The sequence below is a fragment of the Allobosea rubneri genome (assembly GCF_032464875.1).
Lineage (GTDB): Bacteria > Pseudomonadota > Alphaproteobacteria > Rhizobiales > Beijerinckiaceae > Allobosea > Allobosea rubneri.
The window spans coordinates 1-19,817 of record NZ_JAWDID010000066.1 but is presented as its reverse complement, the minus strand read 5'-3'; the positions used below and the strand labels follow the sequence as shown (position 1 = coordinate 19,817).

At 66.9% G+C, this 19,817-nt stretch carries 19 protein-coding genes; 6 read left to right on the top strand and 13 right to left on the bottom strand.

Translation table 11 applies throughout. The features are described from left to right. Window positions 1-66 precede the first annotated feature (66 nt). The 6 genes from RKE40_RS25930 to RKE40_RS25905 form a co-directional block, all read right to left on the bottom strand. Complete coding sequence (locus RKE40_RS25930; protein ID WP_316021075.1) at window positions 67-1,032, bottom strand: Ldh family oxidoreductase; 966 nt, start codon at window positions 1,030-1,032, stop codon at window positions 67-69. Beyond that, window positions 1,029-1,961 carry a hydroxyacid dehydrogenase gene (locus RKE40_RS25925; RefSeq protein ID WP_316021074.1) on the bottom strand — a complete coding sequence of 311 codons (933 nt, stop codon included), beginning with the start codon at window positions 1,959-1,961 and terminating at the stop codon, window positions 1,029-1,031. The genes RKE40_RS25930 and RKE40_RS25925 overlap by 4 nt, the downstream gene beginning before the upstream one ends. A gap of 24 nt (window positions 1,962-1,985) precedes the next feature. Then, the gene (locus tag RKE40_RS25920) at window positions 1,986-3,038 is read right to left on the bottom strand and encodes a YeiH family protein (protein ID WP_316021073.1); all 1,053 of its coding nucleotides are present in this window, start codon (window positions 3,036-3,038) and stop codon (window positions 1,986-1,988) included. 1 nt (window position 3,039) lies between these two features. Further along, on the bottom strand, window positions 3,040-3,645 hold the full coding sequence (locus RKE40_RS25915) for a GNAT family N-acetyltransferase (RefSeq protein WP_316021072.1): 606 nt from the start codon (window positions 3,643-3,645) through the stop codon (window positions 3,040-3,042). Then, the gene (locus RKE40_RS25910; RefSeq protein ID WP_316021071.1) at window positions 3,642-4,925 is read right to left on the bottom strand and encodes a UxaA family hydrolase; all 1,284 of its coding nucleotides are present in this window, start codon (window positions 4,923-4,925) and stop codon (window positions 3,642-3,644) included. Before RKE40_RS25910 ends, RKE40_RS25915 begins: the two co-directional genes overlap by 4 nt. 71 nt (window positions 4,926-4,996) lie before the next feature. Then, complete coding sequence (locus RKE40_RS25905) at window positions 4,997-5,284, bottom strand: UxaA family hydrolase (RefSeq protein ID WP_316021070.1); 288 nt, start codon at window positions 5,282-5,284, stop codon at window positions 4,997-4,999. Between the two features lie 138 nt (window positions 5,285-5,422). On the opposite strand from RKE40_RS25905, the gene RKE40_RS25900 reads away from it, so the two are divergent. From RKE40_RS25900 to ruvX, 3 genes are all read left to right on the top strand, one after another. Then, window positions 5,423-6,139 carry a GntR family transcriptional regulator gene (locus RKE40_RS25900; protein ID WP_316021069.1) on the top strand — a complete coding sequence of 239 codons (717 nt, stop codon included), beginning with the start codon at window positions 5,423-5,425 and terminating at the stop codon, window positions 6,137-6,139. Between the two features lie 75 nt (window positions 6,140-6,214). Then, the gene (locus tag RKE40_RS25895) at window positions 6,215-7,219 is read left to right on the top strand and encodes a tripartite tricarboxylate transporter substrate-binding protein (RefSeq protein ID WP_316021068.1); all 1,005 of its coding nucleotides are present in this window, start codon (window positions 6,215-6,217) and stop codon (window positions 7,217-7,219) included. Window positions 7,220-7,272: 53 nt separating this feature from the next. Then, window positions 7,273-7,755, top strand: a complete 483-nt coding sequence (gene ruvX, locus RKE40_RS25890) for a Holliday junction resolvase RuvX (RefSeq protein ID WP_316021067.1) — start codon at window positions 7,273-7,275, stop codon at window positions 7,753-7,755. A gap of 203 nt (window positions 7,756-7,958) precedes the next feature. Here ruvX and RKE40_RS25885 read toward each other — a convergent pair whose 3' ends face one another. Both RKE40_RS25885 and RKE40_RS25880 read right to left on the bottom strand, forming a co-directional pair. Next, complete coding sequence (locus tag RKE40_RS25885; RefSeq protein WP_316021066.1) at window positions 7,959-8,378, bottom strand: hypothetical protein; 420 nt, start codon at window positions 8,376-8,378, stop codon at window positions 7,959-7,961. 398 nt (window positions 8,379-8,776) lie between these two features. Continuing rightward, window positions 8,777-9,211, bottom strand: coding sequence for a hypothetical protein (locus tag RKE40_RS25880; protein WP_316021065.1), 435 nt, complete (start codon window positions 9,209-9,211; stop codon window positions 8,777-8,779). A 122-nt stretch (window positions 9,212-9,333) separates the two neighbouring features. Between RKE40_RS25880 and RKE40_RS25875 the strand changes: the two genes are divergently transcribed. Beyond that, window positions 9,334-9,747: a hypothetical protein gene (locus RKE40_RS25875; RefSeq protein WP_316021064.1), complete on the top strand. Its 414-nt coding sequence runs from the start codon at window positions 9,334-9,336 to the stop codon at window positions 9,745-9,747. Between the two features lies 1 nt (window position 9,748). On the opposite strand, the gene dprA is transcribed toward RKE40_RS25875, so the two are convergent. The 5 genes from dprA to panB all read right to left on the bottom strand — a co-directional run bounded on the left by dprA (window position 9,749) and on the right by panB (window position 14,968). Continuing rightward, window positions 9,749-10,957 (bottom strand): DNA-processing protein DprA, encoded by a 1,209-nt coding sequence (gene dprA / locus RKE40_RS25870; protein ID WP_316021063.1) that lies wholly within the window; start codon window positions 10,955-10,957, stop codon window positions 9,749-9,751. Between the two features lie 6 nt (window positions 10,958-10,963). Then, window positions 10,964-11,587 (bottom strand): glycerol-3-phosphate 1-O-acyltransferase PlsY, encoded by a 624-nt coding sequence (gene plsY, locus RKE40_RS25865; RefSeq protein WP_316021062.1) that lies wholly within the window; start codon window positions 11,585-11,587, stop codon window positions 10,964-10,966. Window positions 11,588-11,697: 110 nt separating this feature from the next. Next, window positions 11,698-13,002, bottom strand: a complete 1,305-nt coding sequence (gene pyrC / locus RKE40_RS25860) for a dihydroorotase (protein ID WP_316021061.1) — start codon at window positions 13,000-13,002, stop codon at window positions 11,698-11,700. 89 nt (window positions 13,003-13,091) lie between these two features. Further along, entirely contained in the window at window positions 13,092-14,036 is a 945-nt protein-coding gene (locus tag RKE40_RS25855; protein ID WP_316021060.1) for an aspartate carbamoyltransferase catalytic subunit, read from the bottom strand. 110 nt (window positions 14,037-14,146) lie between these two features. Continuing rightward, window positions 14,147-14,968, bottom strand: a complete 822-nt coding sequence (panB, locus tag RKE40_RS25850; RefSeq protein ID WP_316021059.1) for a 3-methyl-2-oxobutanoate hydroxymethyltransferase — start codon at window positions 14,966-14,968, stop codon at window positions 14,147-14,149. A gap of 221 nt (window positions 14,969-15,189) precedes the next feature. Here panB and topA point away from each other — a divergent pair, with 221 nt between their 5' ends. Next, window positions 15,190-17,859: a type I DNA topoisomerase gene (gene topA, locus RKE40_RS25845; protein ID WP_316021058.1), complete on the top strand. Its 2,670-nt coding sequence runs from the start codon at window positions 15,190-15,192 to the stop codon at window positions 17,857-17,859. A 91-nt stretch (window positions 17,860-17,950) separates the two neighbouring features. Then, a partial coding sequence (locus RKE40_RS25840) for a methyl-accepting chemotaxis protein (RefSeq protein WP_316021057.1) occupies window positions 17,951-19,817 on the top strand: 1,867 nt, incomplete at its 3' end.

The window sequence follows — 19,817 nt, the reverse complement described above, 5'->3', positions numbered from 1 at the left end:
GCGGTTCCGTAAAATCGACGGCAGGCGATTAACCGGCCGGTCGCCGCAGCGCCGGCCGGATGAGCGTCAGAGATCGACTTCTATCCCTTCGGCCTTCGCCTTCGCGCGCAGGCCGTAGCGGCGCATGCCGGGGAGTCTGGTTCCGTCCTGCTCCTCAATAGCATGCGCCAGGAGCTTCATCCGTTCTGCGAACCAGTTCCCGCCCATGCTCGCGGGATCGATGGCGAGGATGAGCTGGCCGGTATCGGGCGGGCCGCCCTTGTCGTCGAGGAAGGAGGAGGCCTGGAAGGCGAAATGCGTACCGACCAGCGCGGCAGCCAGGATCTCGACCATCATGGCGAGCGTCGCGCCCTTGGCGTCGCCGAGCGGCACCATCGTGCCGGCGAGTGCGGCAGCCGGGTCCGTGGTCGGCTTGCCCGCAGCGTCCAACGCCCAGCCTTCCGGGATGCTCTCGCCCTTCTGCTTGGCGGCGACGATCGGCCCGCGGGCGACCTTGGACAGCGCCATGTCGATGACCAGTGGCTCGCGACCGGCGAGCGGCGCGGCGAAGGCGATCGGATTGGTGCCGAAAACCGGCTTCGCCCCGCCCCAGGGCGCGATCGCTCCCGGCGTGTTGGCGAAGAGCAAGGCGACCAGCCCCTGTTCGGCGAGCCTTTCGACATGCAGCCCGGCTGCACCGCAATGGTTCGAGCGACGGATCGGCGCCGCGACGATGCCTTGCCGGCGCGCGAGCTCGGGCAGCTCGACGATGGCGAGGTCGATCGCCGGATAGGCGAAGCCATGGGCGGCATCGATCGCCAGCACGCCGGGCTTGGGCTGGCGTGCCGTCGGCACCGCCTGTCCGTCGATCTTGCCGGACTTCAGCATGGCGAGATAGGTCGGCACCCGAGACAGGCCGTGGCCCTTGAGGCCGTCCGCCTCCGCCGCGATCAGCGCCTGCGCCACTGAGGCCGCATTGGCGGCGGAAGCGCCTGCTCCGACGAACAGCGCCGCGACCTTATCCTCCGCCTCTGCGAGCGAGTACCGCGTCATGCCCGGCCCTCCAGGGCAGCGATGACCCGCTCGGCGACGAGCCCGGAGACCCGCCCGTTCGATTCCACCGTGTTGCCGGCGATATGCGGGGTCAGGATCAGGTTCGGCGTGCCGGCAAAGAGCTTGGCGCCGTCCGCCTTGAGCGGCTCCTGCTCGAAGACGTCGAGCGCCGCTCCTGCGAGCCTACCGCCCTTCAGCGCCGCGACAAGGGCCGGCTCGTCCATGACGCCGCCGCGCGCCGCGTTGATCAGCACCGCATCGGGCTTCATCTTGGCGAAGGCGGCCTCGCCGATCACGCCGCGCGTCTCGGGCGTCAGCGGCAGATGGATCGAGAGCACGTCCGACGTTGAAAGCAGGCCATCGAGTTCGAGTTTCTCGACGCCCTGCCAGACCGGCGCGCCCGCCGGCACATAGGGATCGTAGGCGGCGACCGTCATGCCGAGTGCCTTTGCATGCCGGGCGACGTCGCGCGCGATCGCGCCGAACCCGACGAGCCCCATGCGCTTGCCGGCGATCTCGCGGCCGATCAGCTTCGTCTTGGGGAACTCGCCGGCGAGCATCGCCGCATTGGCGAAGTAGGCCCCGCGCAGCAGCGTCATCGCCGTGCCGATCACGTACTCGACCACCGAGAGGCTGTTGGCCCCGGTCGCCGGGAAGACCTTGATGTCGCGCGCCGCGCAGGCCGCCATGTCGATATTGTCGAGCCCGACGCCGAGCCTACCGACGACCTTGAGATTCCCAGCGGCCGCCAGCAGCTCGCCCCGCACCTGCGTCTGGTTGCGCACGATCAAGGCCGACACCGTGGCGACCAGCCGGGCGAGTTCCTCCGGCTTGCCGAACAGTTCGGGGTCATGATGCACGGCATAGCGTGCCTTGAGCGACGCCACCGCCGCCTCGTCCATGAATTCGGTGATGACGATGTCGGTCATGGCGTCTCGCAGGGTTGGCTGTCTTCAGCCCATGAGGATAAGGCCGCCGGTCGCGACCACGAGGATGACGAGGCTCGTGCCGGTGACGAGCGCGATGTGGCGCCAGCCAAGCCGGGCCATCGCTGCGATCGAGGTGCCGAGGCCCAGCGCCGCGATGGCGATCAGCAGCCCCCAGCGCGAGGCTTCGAGCAAGGCGGCGCGGATCGGCTCGTAGACGCCGGCAAGCGCGGGCTGCGTGGCGATGGCGCTGTTCACCAGGCACAGGATGAGAAAGACGATGGCGAAAACCGGCACCGGCACGTTGGCCGCACCATGCTCCCCGCCATGGCGGGTCATCCACCAGCCGACGACCAGCACCGAAGGCAGGAGCAGGAAGACCCGGAAGAGCTTGACGATCACCGCCGCATTGGCCGCCTCGTCGGAAACCGACTGACCGGCGCCGACGACCTGCGCGACGTCGTGGATGGTCGCGCCCAGCATGACGCCGGTCTGTTGCTCGTTGAGGCCCAACCAGACACAGATCAGCGGGTAGGCCAGCATCGCGACCGTCGCCAGCGCATTCATGGCGATGACGGTGAAGGCGATATCCGCCGCCTTTCCGCGATAGTCGGGCACGACGGTCGCGGTGGCGAGCGCGGCCGAGGCGCCGCAGACGGCCGTCGCGACGCCGCCGAGCGCGCCCATGCCGGTCTCGCGGCCAAGCAGCCGCGCCAGCGCGAAGCCGACGGCGATCGTCACGGCCATGGAAGCCACGACCAGCACCGCCGTACCGATCCCGAGCGCGATGATGTCGCCGAGCGCGATGCGCAGCCCGAGCAGCGCGATCGCCCAGCGCAGCATTTTCTTGACGCAGAAGGTCATGCCCGGAAGGAAGCGCTGGTTGTTCGCGACCAGATGCAGCGCCATGCCGATCAGGAGCGCGATGACGACGGCGGGGATGCCGACCTTGCCGCCAGCCAGCTGCTTTAGCACCGGCTCGGCCAGCACCGAGACGATGGCCACCGCAGTCGAGAGCGCGATTCCCGGCAGGAGCTTGCCTAGAACGCCGCCGCGCGCTTCCTCGGTCAGAGCAGCCATATCATTCCAGTCCGATTACGAAGCGCAGATGCGGCTCGTCGCCGTAGCGCGGATTGACGAAGGTCTCGGTGAGCACCCCGCCATTCTTTTCGATGACGCGGCGCGAGAGGTGATTGTCGTGGTCGCAGACGATCTCGACCTGCGATAGCCCGACATCGCGCGCCTCGTCGAGTATCAGCGCCAATGCTTCAGTCGCATAGCCGCGGCCGCGATGGGCCGGAAGCAGCGTGTAGCCGACATGGCCGAGCACATGCTCAGGCAGCTGGGCCGTGCCGTCCTGCCAGCGCAGCCCGATCGTGCCGATCAGAGGCTCGCCAGGCTGGTCGAGCGCGACGATCCAGCGCAGCCGGTCGGGCAGGCGCTGGACTTCGGCTCCATCGGCCAGGCGGATCATCTCGCCCGGCCGGAGCAGCCAGGCAATGAACTCGCCCGGATCCCGTTCGATCCGGGCAAGATATTCGCCGGTCACGTCGCGCGAATTGTTCGGCGACCAGCCGGCTCGCATCGCATCGGCATAAGCGTCGAGCAGCGCGAGCGAGGGCACGCGCAGGCCAACCCGCGACGCCTCCCCCGCCGAGCGCTGCCCTGGCGCCGCCACCTGGCTCACGCGCTCCGATAGAGCTTCGTCATCGAGAACTCGCGATGGCCCAGCGCCTCGGCTGCCGTGAGGCGGCCATTCGCCGTACGCACGATATTCTCGATCAGCGCGTCGCCCGCCTGCGGGATCGTCATGTCGCGGCGCAGGATGCCGGAGACGTCGACGTCGATATGCTCGGGCATGGTCCGCATCGTCTTCGGGTTGCCGGTGATCTTGATCACCGGGACGATCGGGTTGCCGATGACGTTGCCCTGCCCGGTCGGGAAGGTGTGCACGACATAGCCGCCCGCCGCCATCAGGGTCACGCACTCGGCTGCGGCCGAGGAGGTGTCCATGTAATAGAGGCCCGGCCCGCTCGCGGGCGCCTCGGCCGGCTGCAGGATGTCGATGAACTTGCACTCGCGGCCGATCTTCTCGAGGTTGCCGAGCGCCTTTTCCTCGATCGTCGTCAGACCACCGGCGATATTGCCCTTGGTCGGCTGCGAATCCGAGAGATCGTCGGTCTTGTGGGCCTCGATGACGTCGTCCTGATAGGCCTTCCACATCTTGTACCAGCGCTCGCCGACCTCAGGCGTCGCCGCGCGCGCCTTGCAGAGGTGCTCGGCGCCGGTGATCTCGGAGGTCTCACCGAAGACACCGTAGACGCCGCGCGGGATCCACTTGTCGTACATGTTGCCGACGGTCGGGCAGGAGGACAGACCCGTCGTGGTGTCCGACTCACCGCACTTGGTCGAGACCCAAAGCTCCTCGATGCCGCACTTGGTGCGCTGCAGCTCGGTCGCCCACTGCACGAATTCTTTGGCGACATAGGAGGCGCGGGCGATCGTCGAGATGTCGCCATGGCCCTCGATGCCGAAGCCGACCACCGGCTTGCCGGTCTTGGCGATGCCGTCGACGACGCGCTTGGTCCAGCCATCCTCGATGCCGATGACCACGACGGCGGCGACGTTCGGGTTCGAGCCGGTGCCGATCAGCGTGCGGAAATGGACCTCGAGATCCTCGCCGAACTGCAGGCGGCCATAGGCATGCGGGATCGCCAGCGTGCCCTTGACGTTGTTGGCGACGGCCTCGCAGGCGGCGTTGGAGAGATCATCGAGCGGCAGCAGCAACACATGGTTGCGCACGCCGACGCGGCCATTCTCGCGGCGCCAGCCGAAGAAGGAGTCGAGCGAGCGACCGGTCGGGCGCTTGATCTGCGGCACCTTGAACTCGGGCGCCTCGATCTTGCGGCCTTTGACGCGGCCGAGCTTGCCCTTCACGAGATCGAAATTGGCGACGATGGACGACATCAGAAAATCCTCGACTGGGGGGCTCTACCGGCTGCGGGAGCCCGAATTTCAGGAATGGCGACAGGCAGCGCTCACCAGCGCTTCGTCTTCACGTTGTGAACGTGGAGATGCTCGCCCTGGCGGATGTCGCCGATGGCCTTGCCGATGTCCTGCCCGTACTTCCAGATCGTGTCGCCCTTCTTGATGTCCTTCAGCGCGACCTTGTGGCCGATCGGAATGTCCATCTTGGCGGTCAGCCGGAAATCGGAATTGTCGTGGGTGATGACGCCCAGCATGTCGGTCCCGGCCTTCAGGCCCTCGACCACGACGACGCCGACGGTGTCCTTCTTCTCGTGCACCAAGAGATGCGGCTTGCTCATTCCGGCCTCCTTGCTTGTTCCTCGGGTGATTTGTCGGGCCTCGTGAAAATCGGGCTCGACCTTCCCGGCGCCAAGTCTTATATAAGACACATGAGTGTGCACAAGCTGGAAAATGCAGCACCGTCGAACGAAGCCGGCATGCCCGAGACTCTGGGCTTCCGGCCGCTCTATCGGCAGGTGAAGGCGATCTTCGTGCGCCGCCTGGTCGACGGCGTCTGGGCGCCCGGCGCCGTGCTGCCGAGCGAAGGCCAGCTCGCGGCCGAGATCGGCGTGAGCCAAGGCACGGTGCGCAAGGCGCTCGACGAACTCGCGGCCGAGAACCTGGTGGTGCGCCGCCAGGGCCGCGGCACCTTCGTCGCCGAGCATGATGAGCGCCGCATCCTCTTCCAGTTCTTCAAGCTCGCGCCCGACCAGGGCGCGCCGCGCTTTCCAGACAGCGTCGTGCTGAGCACCGCGACCGGCCTCGCCGATGCCGGCGAGCGCGAGGCGCTCGACCTTTCCGAGAGCGACAGCGTGATCCGGATCCGGCGCCTGCGCTCCTTCGGCGAGACGCCGCTGATCATCGAAACGTTGAGCCTGCCGCAGAAGCTCTTTCCCGGGCTCGAAGCGGGCCCGATCCCGAACAATCTCTACAGCCTCTATGCCGGCCATTACGGCGTGACGATCGCCCATGCGCGCGAGCGCCTGAAGGCGATCGCGCTCACGGCGGAGGATGCAGCCGTACTCGGCGTCGCCGCCGGCGACCCGGCCTTGCAGATCGACAGGCTCGCCTTGTCGCTCGACGGCATGCCCGTCGAGCGACGGCTCAGCCTCTGCCTGACACAGGAGGTCCACTACCTCTCCGACCTGCGCTGAGGGGCGCCGGGCGGCAGAGACCGCACTTTCCAAGCAAGCCGCCGCAGAGCGGTCAGACTTAACCGGAGGAAGTGAATGATTGCAGGTTTCAGACGCTTGCTGGCGACGCGCCGTAGCGCCCTCGCCGGCTTGATGGCATTCGCGCTTTGCGCACCCGCCGCAGCACAGAATTTTCCCACCAAGCCGATCACCCTGATCGTGCCCTTCGCGGCCGGTGGCCCGAGCGACGTGATCGCGAGGCTGCTCGGCGAGCATATGGGCCGAACGCTCGGCCAGCAGGTCGTGGTCGAGAACGTCGCCGGCGCCGGCGGCACGGCAGGCGCCAAGCGCCTCGCCACGGCCGAGCCCGACGGCCACACCTTGCTGATCCACCACCTCGCTTTGGCGGCCGCGCCGGCGCTTTATAACAATCTCGGCTACGATACGCAGACCGCGTTCGCCCCGGTTGGCCTGGTCAATACCGGGCCGATGGTCGTTGCCGGCAAGCTCGCCCTGCCCCCGGTCGACGGCAAGGCCTTCTTCCCCTTTGCCAAGCAGCAGGCCGACAAGCTGACCGTCGCCCATGCCGGCGTCGGCTCGAACGCGCATCTTTGCGCCGTCCTGCTTTCGCAGGCTCTGGGCGTGAAATTCGCCCAGGTCGCCTATCGCGGCACCGGCCCTGCCATGAACGACCTCGTCGCGGGCCAGGTCGACGTGCTCTGCGACCAGTCGACCACCGCGGTGCCGCAGGTGCAGGGCGACAAGATCCGTGCCTATGCGGTGACCTCGGCCGAACGCCTCGATGTCCTGCCCAATGTTCCGACTGCGGAGCAGGCCGGCACCAAGATCGACATGACGATCTGGCACGGGCTCTATGCGCCGAAGGGCACGCCCGCAGCGGCGCTCGACAAGCTCAACGCTGCCCTGACCGCTGCGCTGAAGCAGCCGAGCGTGCTCGAACGCTTCAAGGCCGTCGGCACCAGCGCCTTCCCGCAGGCCGAGTGGACCCGCGAAGCGCATGCAAAGCGCTTCTCCGCCGAGGTCGCGAAATGGGCGGCCTCGCTCAAGGCGGCCGGGGTCACCCAGCAGAACGTCAACTGATCGGCGACACGCGCCGCTCGCAACTGCGGGCGGCGCGTGCTACCGGCGGAACCATGTCCGCCAATCTCGTGCCCCTCGAAAGTCTCCTGGACCTGCCGAACCATGCCCGCCTGCTCGGGCTCGATCTCGGCACCAAGACGATCGGCCTCGCGCTTTCCGATGTCGAGCGCCAGATCGCGACGCCATTGGAGACGATCCAGCGCGTCAAGTTCGGCCTCGATGCCGCAGCCCTGCTGAAGATTGCCGAAAAGCACGCCGTTGCCGGGCTGGTGATCGGCTTGCCGCTCAACATGGACGGCACCGAAGGCCCTCGCGCCCAGTCGACACGTGCCTTCATCCGCAACCTATCGCCGCTGACCTCGCTCCCGATCGTCTTCTGGGACGAACGCCTTTCGACGCTCGCCGTCACGCGGACCCTGCTCGATGCCGACGCCTCGCGCGCCAAGCGTGCGGCGGTCGTCGACAAGATGGCTGCCGCTTACATCCTCCAGGGCGCGCTTGATAGGTTGGCCCGGCTGGCGCCGGAAGAAGAATAGGCAGCAGCTCAGGGCATAGCCTGGTCGCAGACTGGCGACTTCAGCCGAGAAGGCATCGTCGTGCTCCGAGGTCGCAGGGCACATCCTCCCCCATGATGGCATGCGCCCACAAAAGAATCGCCACCGCCGGCAGGCGATGGCGATCGATCAAGCGGATTGGCTGGCGCAGAACTACCTAAGCCAAGTTCGTGCCAGCTTTGTGCTCAGCGGTAGCTGCCGCCGGCAGGGTCGCGAATATTGTCCGGAGCATAGCCGTAGCCATAGTAGCGCGGCGCGTAATAGCGGCGCGGTGCGACATAGACCGGCTCCTCATAGACATAGCGCGGCCCATAACCGTACCCGTAGCCATAGACCGGTTCGGCGTAGGCCGGCCGGCTGGCTGCGATGGCCGCCGCGCCGAGGACGCCGAGGCCGACGCCTGCTGCAATGGCGGCGCCGCGATTGGCCCGCCAACCGCGACGGTAATAATACTGCGAGTACTCGGCCTGTGCTGAGTCGAGACGGCTCTTGTCGAACGAAACAGCGCGACCCTGCTCGGCCGATGCCGGTGCCATCGTCGCTGCCAGCAGGCCACCGGCCAGCACTGCGGTCAGGGCGAGGCGGCTCTTTCCAAATTCAAGCATGGCTCTCTCCTCTAGGCGGGGTGTCCGCCCGTATCGTGGAATCTGAAGGTGGGCCGGTGAATGGCAGCTGAACCAATCGCAGCCGACCATTTTCTGGGACAATCGCCTTTCGACGCTGGCCGTCACGCGGACCTTGCTCGATGCCGACGGGCATGACGCCGACGGTCATCGCCGTGACTTGAGCCGACGCTGCAGACCGCAGCGCCGGCCGGAGGGCGCTGAAATCGGTGGGGAGTTGTCATCCTTCTCAAAACTCGCAGGAGCCAAAAAGGGCGGTGTGCTGCCCGATAAGCCGTCACCGCCGGAAAGCGGTGACGCTTTCACGATCTCGGATCAGCCGCGATCAGGCCTTCCTAAGGGCTGTCGCCGTTCTGCGAGAACGCGGCCGAACCAAAAGCTCAACGATACCCTGGCCCCATAGGGTCCCAAGTATTGTTGGGGTAATAGACATAGGGCTTCTGGAGATAGGTTCCGCCCGCCGGGTCGCGAATGTTATCGACATACTGGCCACCAACATAATAGTAGCCATTGCTGCCCAAATAACCGGGGGACCGTTGGACATAGCTTCCGCCCGCCGGATCCCGGATATTGTCCGGCGGATAGGCATAGGGGCTCGGTGTGTAGGTACGAACGGCAGGAGAACGATAGCCGGGCTCTACGTAGACCATGTTACGCCGATATTGCATGTAGTCTGCGGGCACAGTGTCGAGACGACCTCTGTCGAGCTGCGTTTCTCCGCGCTCCCCCGCAATCGCCGGGGCAGTCGTCAAAGCGACGAGGCTGCAGGCAGCGGCCGCCGCTACAGCGAGACACCTCTTTCCCAGTTCAGACATGGTTTTCTCCTCTCAGAGAGCATCCGCCCTGTCGGGGAAACCTGCCCAGGCTCGTTGCTGCGCCTGAACCTCCCCGGAACAATCGCGGACGGAAATAAACGTCGCCGCTGCCGAAAGGTTCCATGGCCGAAAGACTGCACGCAAAGATTGCATTTCAGGCAAAGCGAGGTCATGATCGGCGTACAGTCTTGTGCCAGAATGATTGTCAGAAGCAGCCAAACTCGATGAGCCAGCCCTCACAGAAGCGCCGACAAACCGCGAAAATAAAACCTGATAACAATATGATAAGCGAAGGCGTGCCGCGTGACGCAGGTGTAATTCGGCATGGATCACCAGCCACCCCCACCCCACCCACGGCTACACAACTTTCAGTTGCTCTCTATATCGAGGAGATGAGCCAGGAACTCGCGGTCATGGCGCGTGCTGCCCGGCTCGACAGCCTGGCCTACTTCATCGACATGACCCGGCTGGAGGCCGAGATAACCCGACGCAGCTGCGAAGCTCAGCAAATGGCGGGCAGGCGCACACAGGCGTGATTCAGAAGCGGCGCGACAAGGCTCCTCCGGCATGGCGCTGTACGGCGCCTTCCAGCTCCAGTTCGAAGATCGTCCGGCTAACCTCGCGGGCCGGATCGCCACTGGCTCGGACGAGATCGTCCAGGCCGATGGGCGCGACGCCAATCAGGCCCAGCAGCCGAGCCTTGCGATCTCCGGTATCCGGCGCTCGAAAGGCAGCCTCCGTCCGCGAGGCCCCGGCGTCCAGGCTGGGGGCCGCGCCGATACCCGGCAGGTCGAGCTCATCCCAAAGCGACTGCGAAGTCGCCGCCTCGCTTCCCTCCTCGCGCGCCAGCAGCGGCGGAGAGGCAAACAGATCGCTGCGCCCGAGCATAGGCGCCAGCACCTCGATCACATGCTCGGCTTCCGCACACAGGATCGCGCCTTCGCGGATCAGGTGATTGCCGCCCTCGGCCCTCGGATCGAGCGGCGAGCCCGGCACGGCGAAAACCTGTCTGCCCTGCTCGTTGGCGAATCTCGCCGTGATCAGCGATCCGGATTTGCGCGCCGCTTCGACCACGATCGTGCCGAGCGCCAGCCCGGAGACCAGCCGGTTTCGCCGAGGGAAGTCGCGTCCGCGCGGCACCCAGCCGATCGGCATCTCGCTGACTGCCGAGCCCCGCTCGCACAGGCGCTCGAGCAGGGGCAGGTTCTGCGGCGGGTAGACCTCGTCGAGACCGCCGGCCAGCACCGCGACGGTGCCGCTTTCGAGGCTCGCCCCATGCGCAGCGGTATCGATCCCGCGCGCCAGCCCGGAAACGACCACGAAACCGGCCTCGCCGAGCTCCCGCGCGAGCACCGCGGTGAGCTTCAGCCCGGCGGCAGAGGCATTGCGCGAGCCGACGATGGCGACGCAGGGCCGGTTCAGGACGGACGGATCGCCCTGGACGGTGAGCAGCGGCGGCGCCGAGTCGATCGCCTGCAAGGGCAGCGGGTAATCCGCTTCGCCCAGCGCGATCAGCCGCGCGCCGCGGCGCCCCAGCGTCTCGAATTCGCGCTCGGCCTCTGCCGGCGAGCAGATCTTCAGGCGTTTCCCGGCCCGGCGGGCGAGGTCAGGCAAGGCGTCGAGCGCCGCGGCGGCCCCACCGAAACGGTTGAGCAGCGCGCGGAAGGTGCGCGGGCCGATGCTCTCGCTGCGGATCAGGCGAAGCCATTCGAGGCGCTGCCGATCGTCGAGAGCCGGGCCCGGCATGAGGCTCTATCCTTTCTGGCCGATCTTGCCTTCGCTGCCCGCGAGCAGGCGCGCAATGTTCTCGCGATGCATGAACCAGAGCAGCACAGTGAGGATCGCCATCAGAGCGGCCGCCTGCGGGTCTCGCACCCAGAACCAGAACAGGAGCGGCGTCAGCAGCGTCGCGACCAGCGCCGACAGCGAGGAGTAGCGGCTGAGATAGGCGATGCTGAGCCAGATCGCGGCGAAGGTCACCGCGATCGGCCATTTCAGCCCGATCAGAATGCCGAGATAGGTCGCGACGCCCTTGCCGCCCTTGAAGCTGAGCCAGACCGGAAAGAGATGCCCGACGAAGGCGCCGAGACCAGCGACCAGCGCGGCATTCCGGCCGCCCAGCAGATAGCCGGCGAGCACGACCGCGGCCGTGCCCTTCAGCATGTCGCCGACCAATGTCAGCGCCGCGAGCTTCTTGTTGCCGGTGCGCAGCACATTGGTCGCGCCGATATTGCCCGAGCCGATGCTGCGCAGATCTGGTCCGCCAGAGAGCCGGGTCAGGATGATTCCGAAGGGGATCGAGCCGAACAGATAGCCCAGGACGAGGGCCATCGCGCCCTGCGGGCCCGACAGTGCCCAGGTCAACGTGTCAGCCATAGAGCCTCCCCTGCCCTTTGGGCGAGATTAGAGCAGGATTCCGGAAAGTTGGAACCGGTTTTCGCATGGCGACCGCCAAGATGCTTGCCGCCGCAGGACGCTTCGGCCGTTCAGGCGAGCTCGCCACGATAGACCGCCACGCCGCCGACCAGGGTCACTTGCACCATGCCCTGCAGCCTCGCCTCGTCGAAGGGCGAATTCTTGGCCCGCGACTTCAGCTTGCGCTTGTCGACGACAAAGGGGGCATCAGGATCGAGCAGGATCAGGTCCGCCGGCGCACCGGCGACGAGCCTACCGCAATCGAGGCCGAGCAACCCGGCCGGCCGGCCCGACAGGGCCGCGAACAGTGCGGGAAGGCCGATCTGGCCGGCATGGAACAGCCGCAGGCTCGCCGGCAGCAGGGTCTCGATGCCGAGAGCGCCATTGGCCGCCTCGGCGAAGGGCTGGCGCTTGGTCTCGACATCCTGCGGATCATGGTCGGAGACGATCACGTCGATCAGCCCCTCGGCCACGCCTTCGACCATGGCGAGGCGCTCATCCTCATGGCGCAGCGGCGGCGAAACCTTGCAGAAGGTCCGATATTCGCCGACATCGTTCTCGTTCAGGGTCAGATTGTTGATTGAGACGCCGCATGTCACGAAGAGCCCGTCGGCCTTGGCCCGGCGGATCAACTCGAGCGAGTCCGAGCAGGAGACCATAGCGGCGTGATAGCGGGCGCCGGTGGCGCGGGCGAGCCGCAGGTCGCGCTCCAGCATCACCGTCTCGGCTTCGACCGGTATCCCCGGCAGGCCCTTGCGACTGGCGAACTCGCCGAGATTCATCACCCCGTCGCCGCGCAAATCGGGATCTTCGACATGGTTGATCAGCAGCGCGTCGAAATCGCGGGCATAGATCATCGCCCGGCGCATGACCTGGGGATTGCGCACTGCCTTCGCGCCATCACTGAAGGCGACCGCCCCTGCTTCCAGCAGCAGGCCGAATTCGGTGATCTCCTTGCCGGCGAGGCCCTTGGTCAGCGCGGCGCAGGGCAGGACGTTGACGATCGCCTTGTCGCGGGCCCGGCGCTTGATGAAGTCGATCACCGAGGGATCGTCGATCGGCGGGTCGGTATCGGGCCGGCAGAGCACCGTGGTGACGCCGCCGGCGGCCGCGGCCTGCGAGCCGGTGCCGAGCGTCTCGCGGAATTCCGCGCCGGGCTCGCCAAGGAAGGCGCGCAGATCGACCAGCCCCGGTGCCAGGACGAGACCGCGTCCCTCGATCCGCTCGGCTCCTTCGGGCAGAGCCGGCGTGGCTTCGCCCCAGGCGACCGACGCGATCGCGCCGTCGCGCACCAGCAGCGAACCGCGCTCCTCGCGCCCGCTGGCGGGGTCGACCAGCGTCGCCCCGACGATGGCGATGTCGCGGGCCTCAGACATCGGAGTTTCCTTTCAGAGCGATCGGAAGGTCAGCGGGCTGGATCGGTACCGGCCGTGCCGGCAGCGTCGAAACCGGACCTTGCGTCGCCTCAGACATTGGGAAGGTGCTGGGAGAGCGCATCGAGTACCGCCATGCGCACCGCGACGCCCATCTCGACCTGCTCGCGGATCAGCGACTGCGCGCCGTCCGCGACCTCCGAGGAGATCTCGACGCCGCGATTCATCGGGCCGGGATGCATCACCAGCGCGTCGGGCGCCGCCAGTTCGAGCTTGTCCCGGTCGAGACCGAAATAGCGGAAATACTCCTTGGGGGACGGCACGAAGGCGCCGTTCATCCGCTCGAGCTGCAGACGCAGCATCATCACGATATCGGCGCCCTCGAGGCCCTTGCGCATGTCGCGGAAGACCTCGACGCCCATGCGCTCGACCCCGGCCGGCAGCAAGGTCGAGGGCGCGATCAGCCTGACCTTGGCGCCGAGGGCGTTGAGCAGGATGATATTGGAGCGGGCGACGCGCGAATGCAGGATGTCGCCGCAGATCGCGACGGTTAGCCCCATGATCCGCCCCTTGTTGCGGCGGATGGTCAAAGCGTCGAGCAGCGCCTGCGTCGGATGCTCATGGGCGCCGTCCCCGGCGTTGACCACCGAGCAGCCGACCTTGCGGGCGAGCAGGTTCACCGCGCCGGCCGCATGGTGGCGCACCACCAGGATGTCGGGGCGCATCGCATTCAGCGTCGCCGCGGTGTCGATCAGCGTCTCGCCCTTCTTCACCGAGGAGGAGCCGACCGACATGTTCATGACGTCGGCGCCGAGCCGCTTGCCCGCCAGCTCGAACGAGGCCTGCGTGCGGGTGGATGGTTCGAAGAACAGGTTGATCTGGGTGCGGCCACGCAAGGTCGCGGTCTTTTTCTCGACCTGTCGCGACAGCGCCACATAGGCGTCGGCCCGGTCGAGGAGCGCCTCGATATCCAGATGCGAAAGCCCCTCGATTCCGAGGAGATGGCGGTGCGGATAGAGGGGTGCTTGCGAGGTCATTAAAGCAGGCTGTTTAGGCGCGCCCCAACCTGCGCGCAAGATGGCGCGCGGGCTGCTGCACAGGCTTTCTCAAGCAATCTCCACGCCGGCACCTGCCGACATGCGAAGCCTCACTCGCCCTTCACCGCATAGACATGCTCCGGCCCGGGGAAGCGACGTGCCTTCACCTCCTCGGCATAGGCCGACACCGCCTCCCGCACCTGCCCGGCGAGGCTGCCATAGCTCTTGACGAACTTCGGCACGCGCCCGGTCAGCCCGAGCATGTCGTCGAGCACCAGGATCTGCCCGTCGCAGGCAGCCGAGGCGCCGATACCGATGGTCGGGATCGCGACCCTTTTTGTGATCTCGGCCGCCAGTGGCTCGGCCACGGCCTCGACCACCAGCGAAAAGGCTCCCGCCTCGGAGATCGCTTCGGCATCGGCCAGGATCGCCGGCCATTCCGCCCGCTCGCGCCCCTGCGCCTTGAAGCCGCCGAGCGTGTTCACCGCCTGCGGGGTCAGCCCGACATGCCCCATCACCGGCACGCCGCGCTCGACCAGGAAGCGCACCGTCTCGGCCATGCGCAGACCACCTTCGAGCTTCACCGCGCCGCAGCCGGTCTCCTTGAGGATTCGCATCGCATTGCGCAGCGCCTGCTCGCGGCTCTCCTCATAGGATCCGAACGGCATGTCGACGACGATCAGCGCCTTCCGTGTCGCCCGCATCACCGCCTGTCCGTGCAGGATCATCATGTCGAGGGTCACAGGCACCGTGCTGTCGAGCCCGTAGACCACCATGCCGAGCGAGTCGCCGACCAGGATGAAATCCGCGACCTCGTCGACCAGCGCCGCCATCGGCGCCGTATAGGCGGTCAGCGAGACGATCGGCTCGCCCGATTTGCGTCGGCGGACATCCTGCGCGGTGACGCGGCTGACGCGGACTTGAACGGACATCGGCGCTCCCCCATTTCTGCTGCACCGCCCAGTTCGCGGTTGCGGGAGCGCCCTACCCCGTTCCCCACTTGACGCAAAGCACAATCGCAGTTTGACAGCGGCGACGGGCTGAACCACTTTCGCGCGCAAATTCCGAACCTTCGGAGCCTCCACCTGCCGCGCCCGCCGCCTTCCCGGCCGGGTGTGCGGTGGCGGAGGCTGTCTCATCGAGTATCCGCATCATGAAGCTTCTCGTCGTCGAGTCGCCGGCCAAGGCCAAGACGATCAACAAGTACCTGGGCTCCGACTACGAGGTCATCGCCTCGTTCGGGCATATCCGCGACCTGCCGGCCAAGGACGGCTCGGTCGATCCCGAGAACGATTTCGCCATGCTCTGGGAGATCGAGGGTCGCGGTGCCAAGCAGGTGTCGGAGATCGCCAAGGCCGCCAAGAACGCCGAGAAGATCATCCTGGCGACCGACCCGGATCGCGAGGGAGAGGCGATTTCCTGGCACGTTCTGGAGGCGCTGAACCAAAAGCGCGCCATCAAGGGCATCCCGGTCGAGCGCGTCACTTTCAACGCCGTCACCAAGGAGGCGGTGCAGACCGCGCTCGCCAATCCGCGCCAGATCGATCAGGCGCTGGTCGACGCCTATCTCGCCCGCCGCGCGCTCGACTATCTCGTCGGCTTCACGCTCTCGCCGGTGCTCTGGCGCAAGCTGCCGGGCGCCCGCTCGGCCGGCCGCGTCCAGTCGGTGGCGCTGCGGCTGGTCTGCGATCGCGAGCGCGAGATCGAGGCCTTCCGGGCCCGCGAATACTGGTCGCTCACCGCGACGCTCGCGACCAAGGCCGGCGCGACCTTCGACGCCCGCCTCAGCGGCGCCGACGGCAAGAAAATCACCCGGCTCGACATCGGCACCGGCGAGGAAGCCGCCGCCTTCAAGGCCGCGCTCGATACGGCGGCTTTCAGCGTCGCCGAGGTCGAGGCCAAGCCGGTCAGGCGCCACCCCCAGCCGCCCTTCCAGACCTCGACGCTGCAGCAGGAAGCCTCGCGCAAGCTCGGTCTTGCTCCGGCCCGCACCATGCAATTGGCCCAGCGCCTCTATGAAGGCGTCGACATCGGCGGCGAGACTGTCGGCCTGATCACCTATATGCGTACCGACGGCGTCGACATGGACGGCTCGGCGATCGCCGCGGCGCGCCGCGTGATCGGCAAGGAGTTCGGTGACAATTACATCCCGCAGGCGCCGCGCAAATACACGGTCAAGGCGAAGAACGCGCAGGAAGCGCACGAAGCCATCCGCCCGACCGATCTCGGCCGCCTGCCGGCGATGGTCGCGCGCCATCTCGAGCCCGAGCAGGCCAAGCTCTATGAGCTGATCTGGAAGCGCACCATCGCCAGCCAGATGGAATCCGCGTCGATCGAGCGCACCACGGTCGACATCGCCGCCAAGGTCGGCGCCCGCGATCTCGAACTGCGCGCCACCGGCCAGGTCGTGCTCTTCGACGGCTTCCTGACGCTCTACCAGGAAAGCCGGGACGACGAGGAAGACGAGGATTCGAGGAAGCTGCCGCCCATGAAGGCGGGCGACCCGCTGGAGAAGCGTGCCATCGCCGCCGACCAGCACTTCACCGAGCCGCCGCCGCGCTTCTCCGAAGCGAGCCTGGTCAAGCGCATGGAAGAACTCGGCATCGGCCGTCCCTCGACCTATGCCGCGACGCTCGGCACGCTGCGCGACCGCGAATATGTCCGCATCGAGAAGAAGCGCCTCGTGCCCGAGGACAAGGGCATGCTCGTCACGGCGTTCCTGGAGAGCTTCTTCAAGCGCTATGTCGAGTTCGACTTCACGGCGAGCCTCGAAGAGAAGCTCGACCGCGTCTCGAATGCCGAGATCGACTGGAAGGCGCTGCTGCGAGAGTTCTGGGAAGAGTTCACCGCGACGATCGGCGAGACCAAGGAGCTGCGCGTCACCGAGGTGCTCGACTCGCTGAACGGCATCCTCGGCGACTACGTCTTCCCGCCACGCGCCGACGGTGGCGATCCGCGCCGCTGCCAGGTCTGCGGCACCGGCACGCTCTCGCTCAAGCTCGGCAAGTTCGGCGCTTTCGTCGGCTGCTCGAACTATCCCGAATGCCGCTTCACCCGGCCACTGACCGTGCCGGCCGAAGGCGAAGGCTCCGGTGAAGGCGGCGGCCAGATGGTCAATGGTGTGCGCGTGCTCGGTACCGATCCGGATAGCGGGCTTGAAGTCAGCGTCCGTGAGGGCCGCTTCGGAACCTATGTCCAGCTCGGCGAGGGCGAGAAGCCGAAGCGCTCCAGCCTGCCCAAGGGCGAGAATGCCGCAACGCTCTCACTCGAGAAGGCGCTTGCGCTGCTCTCGCTCCCCCGTGAGGTTGCGCGCCATCCGGAGAGCGGCGAACCCATCCTTGCGGGCATCGGCCGTTACGGGCCTTACGTCCAGCACGGTAAGACCTACGCCAACATCGACAAGGACGACGACATCCTCGACATCGGCGCCAACCGCGCCATCGACCTGATCGTCGCCAAGGAAAGCGGCGCCGGCGGCCGGCGCTTCGGCGCTGCGGCAGCGCCCGGCCGTGAGCTCGGCGACCATCCCGCCGGTGGCAAGATGGTGGTGCGCGCCGGCAAGTACGGCCCTTACGTCAACTGGGGCAAGGTCAACGCCACCCTGCCCAAGTCGATGACGCAGGAGGAGATCACGCCAGATCAGGCCATCGAGCTGGTCAACGCCAAGGCGGCAGCGGGCGGCGGCACCAAGACCAAGGCGAAGGCAAGCACCAAGCCTGCGGCCGCCAAGACGCCGACAAAGGCGAAGAGCACCACGGCCAAGAAGACTGCGACGCCCAAGAAGGCCAGCGCAACCAAGAAGACCGCCAAGACCGAGGACTAGTCTCGACCGAGCGGAACGCAGTTAACGCTGCATTCAAAACCCTAGGTTACCCTGCGTCGCCGCAATCAAAACGACGGCGCGGGGGAACAGCATGAAATCCATCAGGACCCAGATTCTGGGGTTGATCGCGATTGTCGCGACCGGCGCCTTGGTTGCGGTCGGCTTCGCCTTGCTGGCGATGGCGCGCATCGACACGATGAACACACGCTCCTCGCAGCAGAACCATATCGCGCTCTCGGCCGAGCGGCTCAATGTGGCGGTCAACCTCGTCGTCGCCGATTCCTACCTCATATACACCGCTCGAAACCCGCATCTGGCGGGCATCGCGGCGACGACGGTCGAGGCCGGACTGTTCAATGTCGAGCAGCGCCGCAAGGACCTCGCCGAGATCATGCCCTCCAGCGAGAGCGAGCGCATGGAAAAGGTCAGCGGGCTCATCGCCGAGTTCATCGCCATCCGGACCGAGACGACGCGCCTGGTCCGCGAGATTTCTGCCCGGGCCGCCGAAGCCTGGGGCAACAGCGATGCGAGCAGGAAGAACCGCGCCGCGCTTCAGGAAGAGCTCACCTCGCTCAGCAGCTTCAACGAGACGCGCGCCAATGAGCTCGACACGGAGGCGAGCGCATTTTCGGGGCAAGTACGGATCTGGCTGCCGACAGCGCTGATCCTAGTGCTTGGTGGCGCCATTGCAGGCGCGCTCATCTTCTCCCGGCGCTCGATCATCCGCCCGCTCGTCGATCTGGGCGGGACGATGAGCCGCCTGACCGCCGGCGAGACCCAGATCGAGGTTCCCCACACTGCGCGCCGCGACGAGATCGGCGAGATGGCGCGCGCGGTTTCCGTGCTGCGCGAGAGCACCGAGCAGGTCGCGCTGCTGCAGGAAAAGGAGCGCGAGGCTTCCGCAGCGCGCATTCGTTCCGCCGACGCGATGGCCTCGGTGGTGTCGGATGTCGGCGAGGTCGTCAGCGCGGCCGCTGCCGGCGATTTCTCGGCGCGGCTGCAGATCGACGATGGCGACGCACAGATGCAGCAGCTCGTCGAAGGCATCAACGAGATCAACACCGTCGTCGATAACGCCACGACCGAGTTCGTCGCGGCGCTGCAGGCGCTGGCTGCCGGTGATCTGACCCAGCAGGTGCCGACCGCCTATCGCGGCCGCTTCGCAGAGCTCAAGGACGCGATCAACGAGACCATGGCGCGCCTGTCCTCGACCGTCAGCACCATCCAGACGATGTCGGCCGATGTCGGCCTCTCGGCCCGCGAGATCAACATGGGCTCCGACGACCTCTCGAAGCGCACGGAGGAGCAGGCCTCGTCGCTGGAGGAGAGCGCCGCGACGACCGAAGAGCTCGCAGCCTCGGTCAAGGCTGCGGCCCAGGCCGCGCAGCAGGCCGTGCGCCAGGCCGGAGAGGCCATGCAGGTCGCGCAGGCCGGCGGCAACATCGTCACCGAGGCCGTCGCGGCCATGGAGCGCATCGAGCAGGCCTCGAAGAAGATCTCCGACATCACCCGAGTCATCGACGACATCGCCTTCCAGACCAACCTCTTGGCGCTGAATGCGGCGGTCGAGGCGGCGCGGGCGGGCGATGCCGGCAAGGGCTTCGCCGTGGTCGCGTCCGAGGTCCGTACGCTGGCGCAGCGCTCCGGCGAGGCCGCCAAGGATATCTCGGGCCTGATCTCGTCCTCCAACACCGAGGTCGAGGCCGGCGTGAAGCTGGTCCGCCAGGCCGGCGACGCGCTGACCCGCATCGTCGCCGCCTCGCAGAACGTTCAGGCCACCGTCTCGGACGTCGCCGCCGCCTCGAACGAGCAGGCCAACGGCATCGAGGAGATGAGCCAGACGGTCGCCCACATGGACGAGATGACGCAAGCGAACGCGGCGCTTGCCGAGCAGAGCGCCGCCTCAGCCAGCGCGCTTTCGAGCAAGATCGGCGAGCTCAATGCCCTTGTCTCCGGCT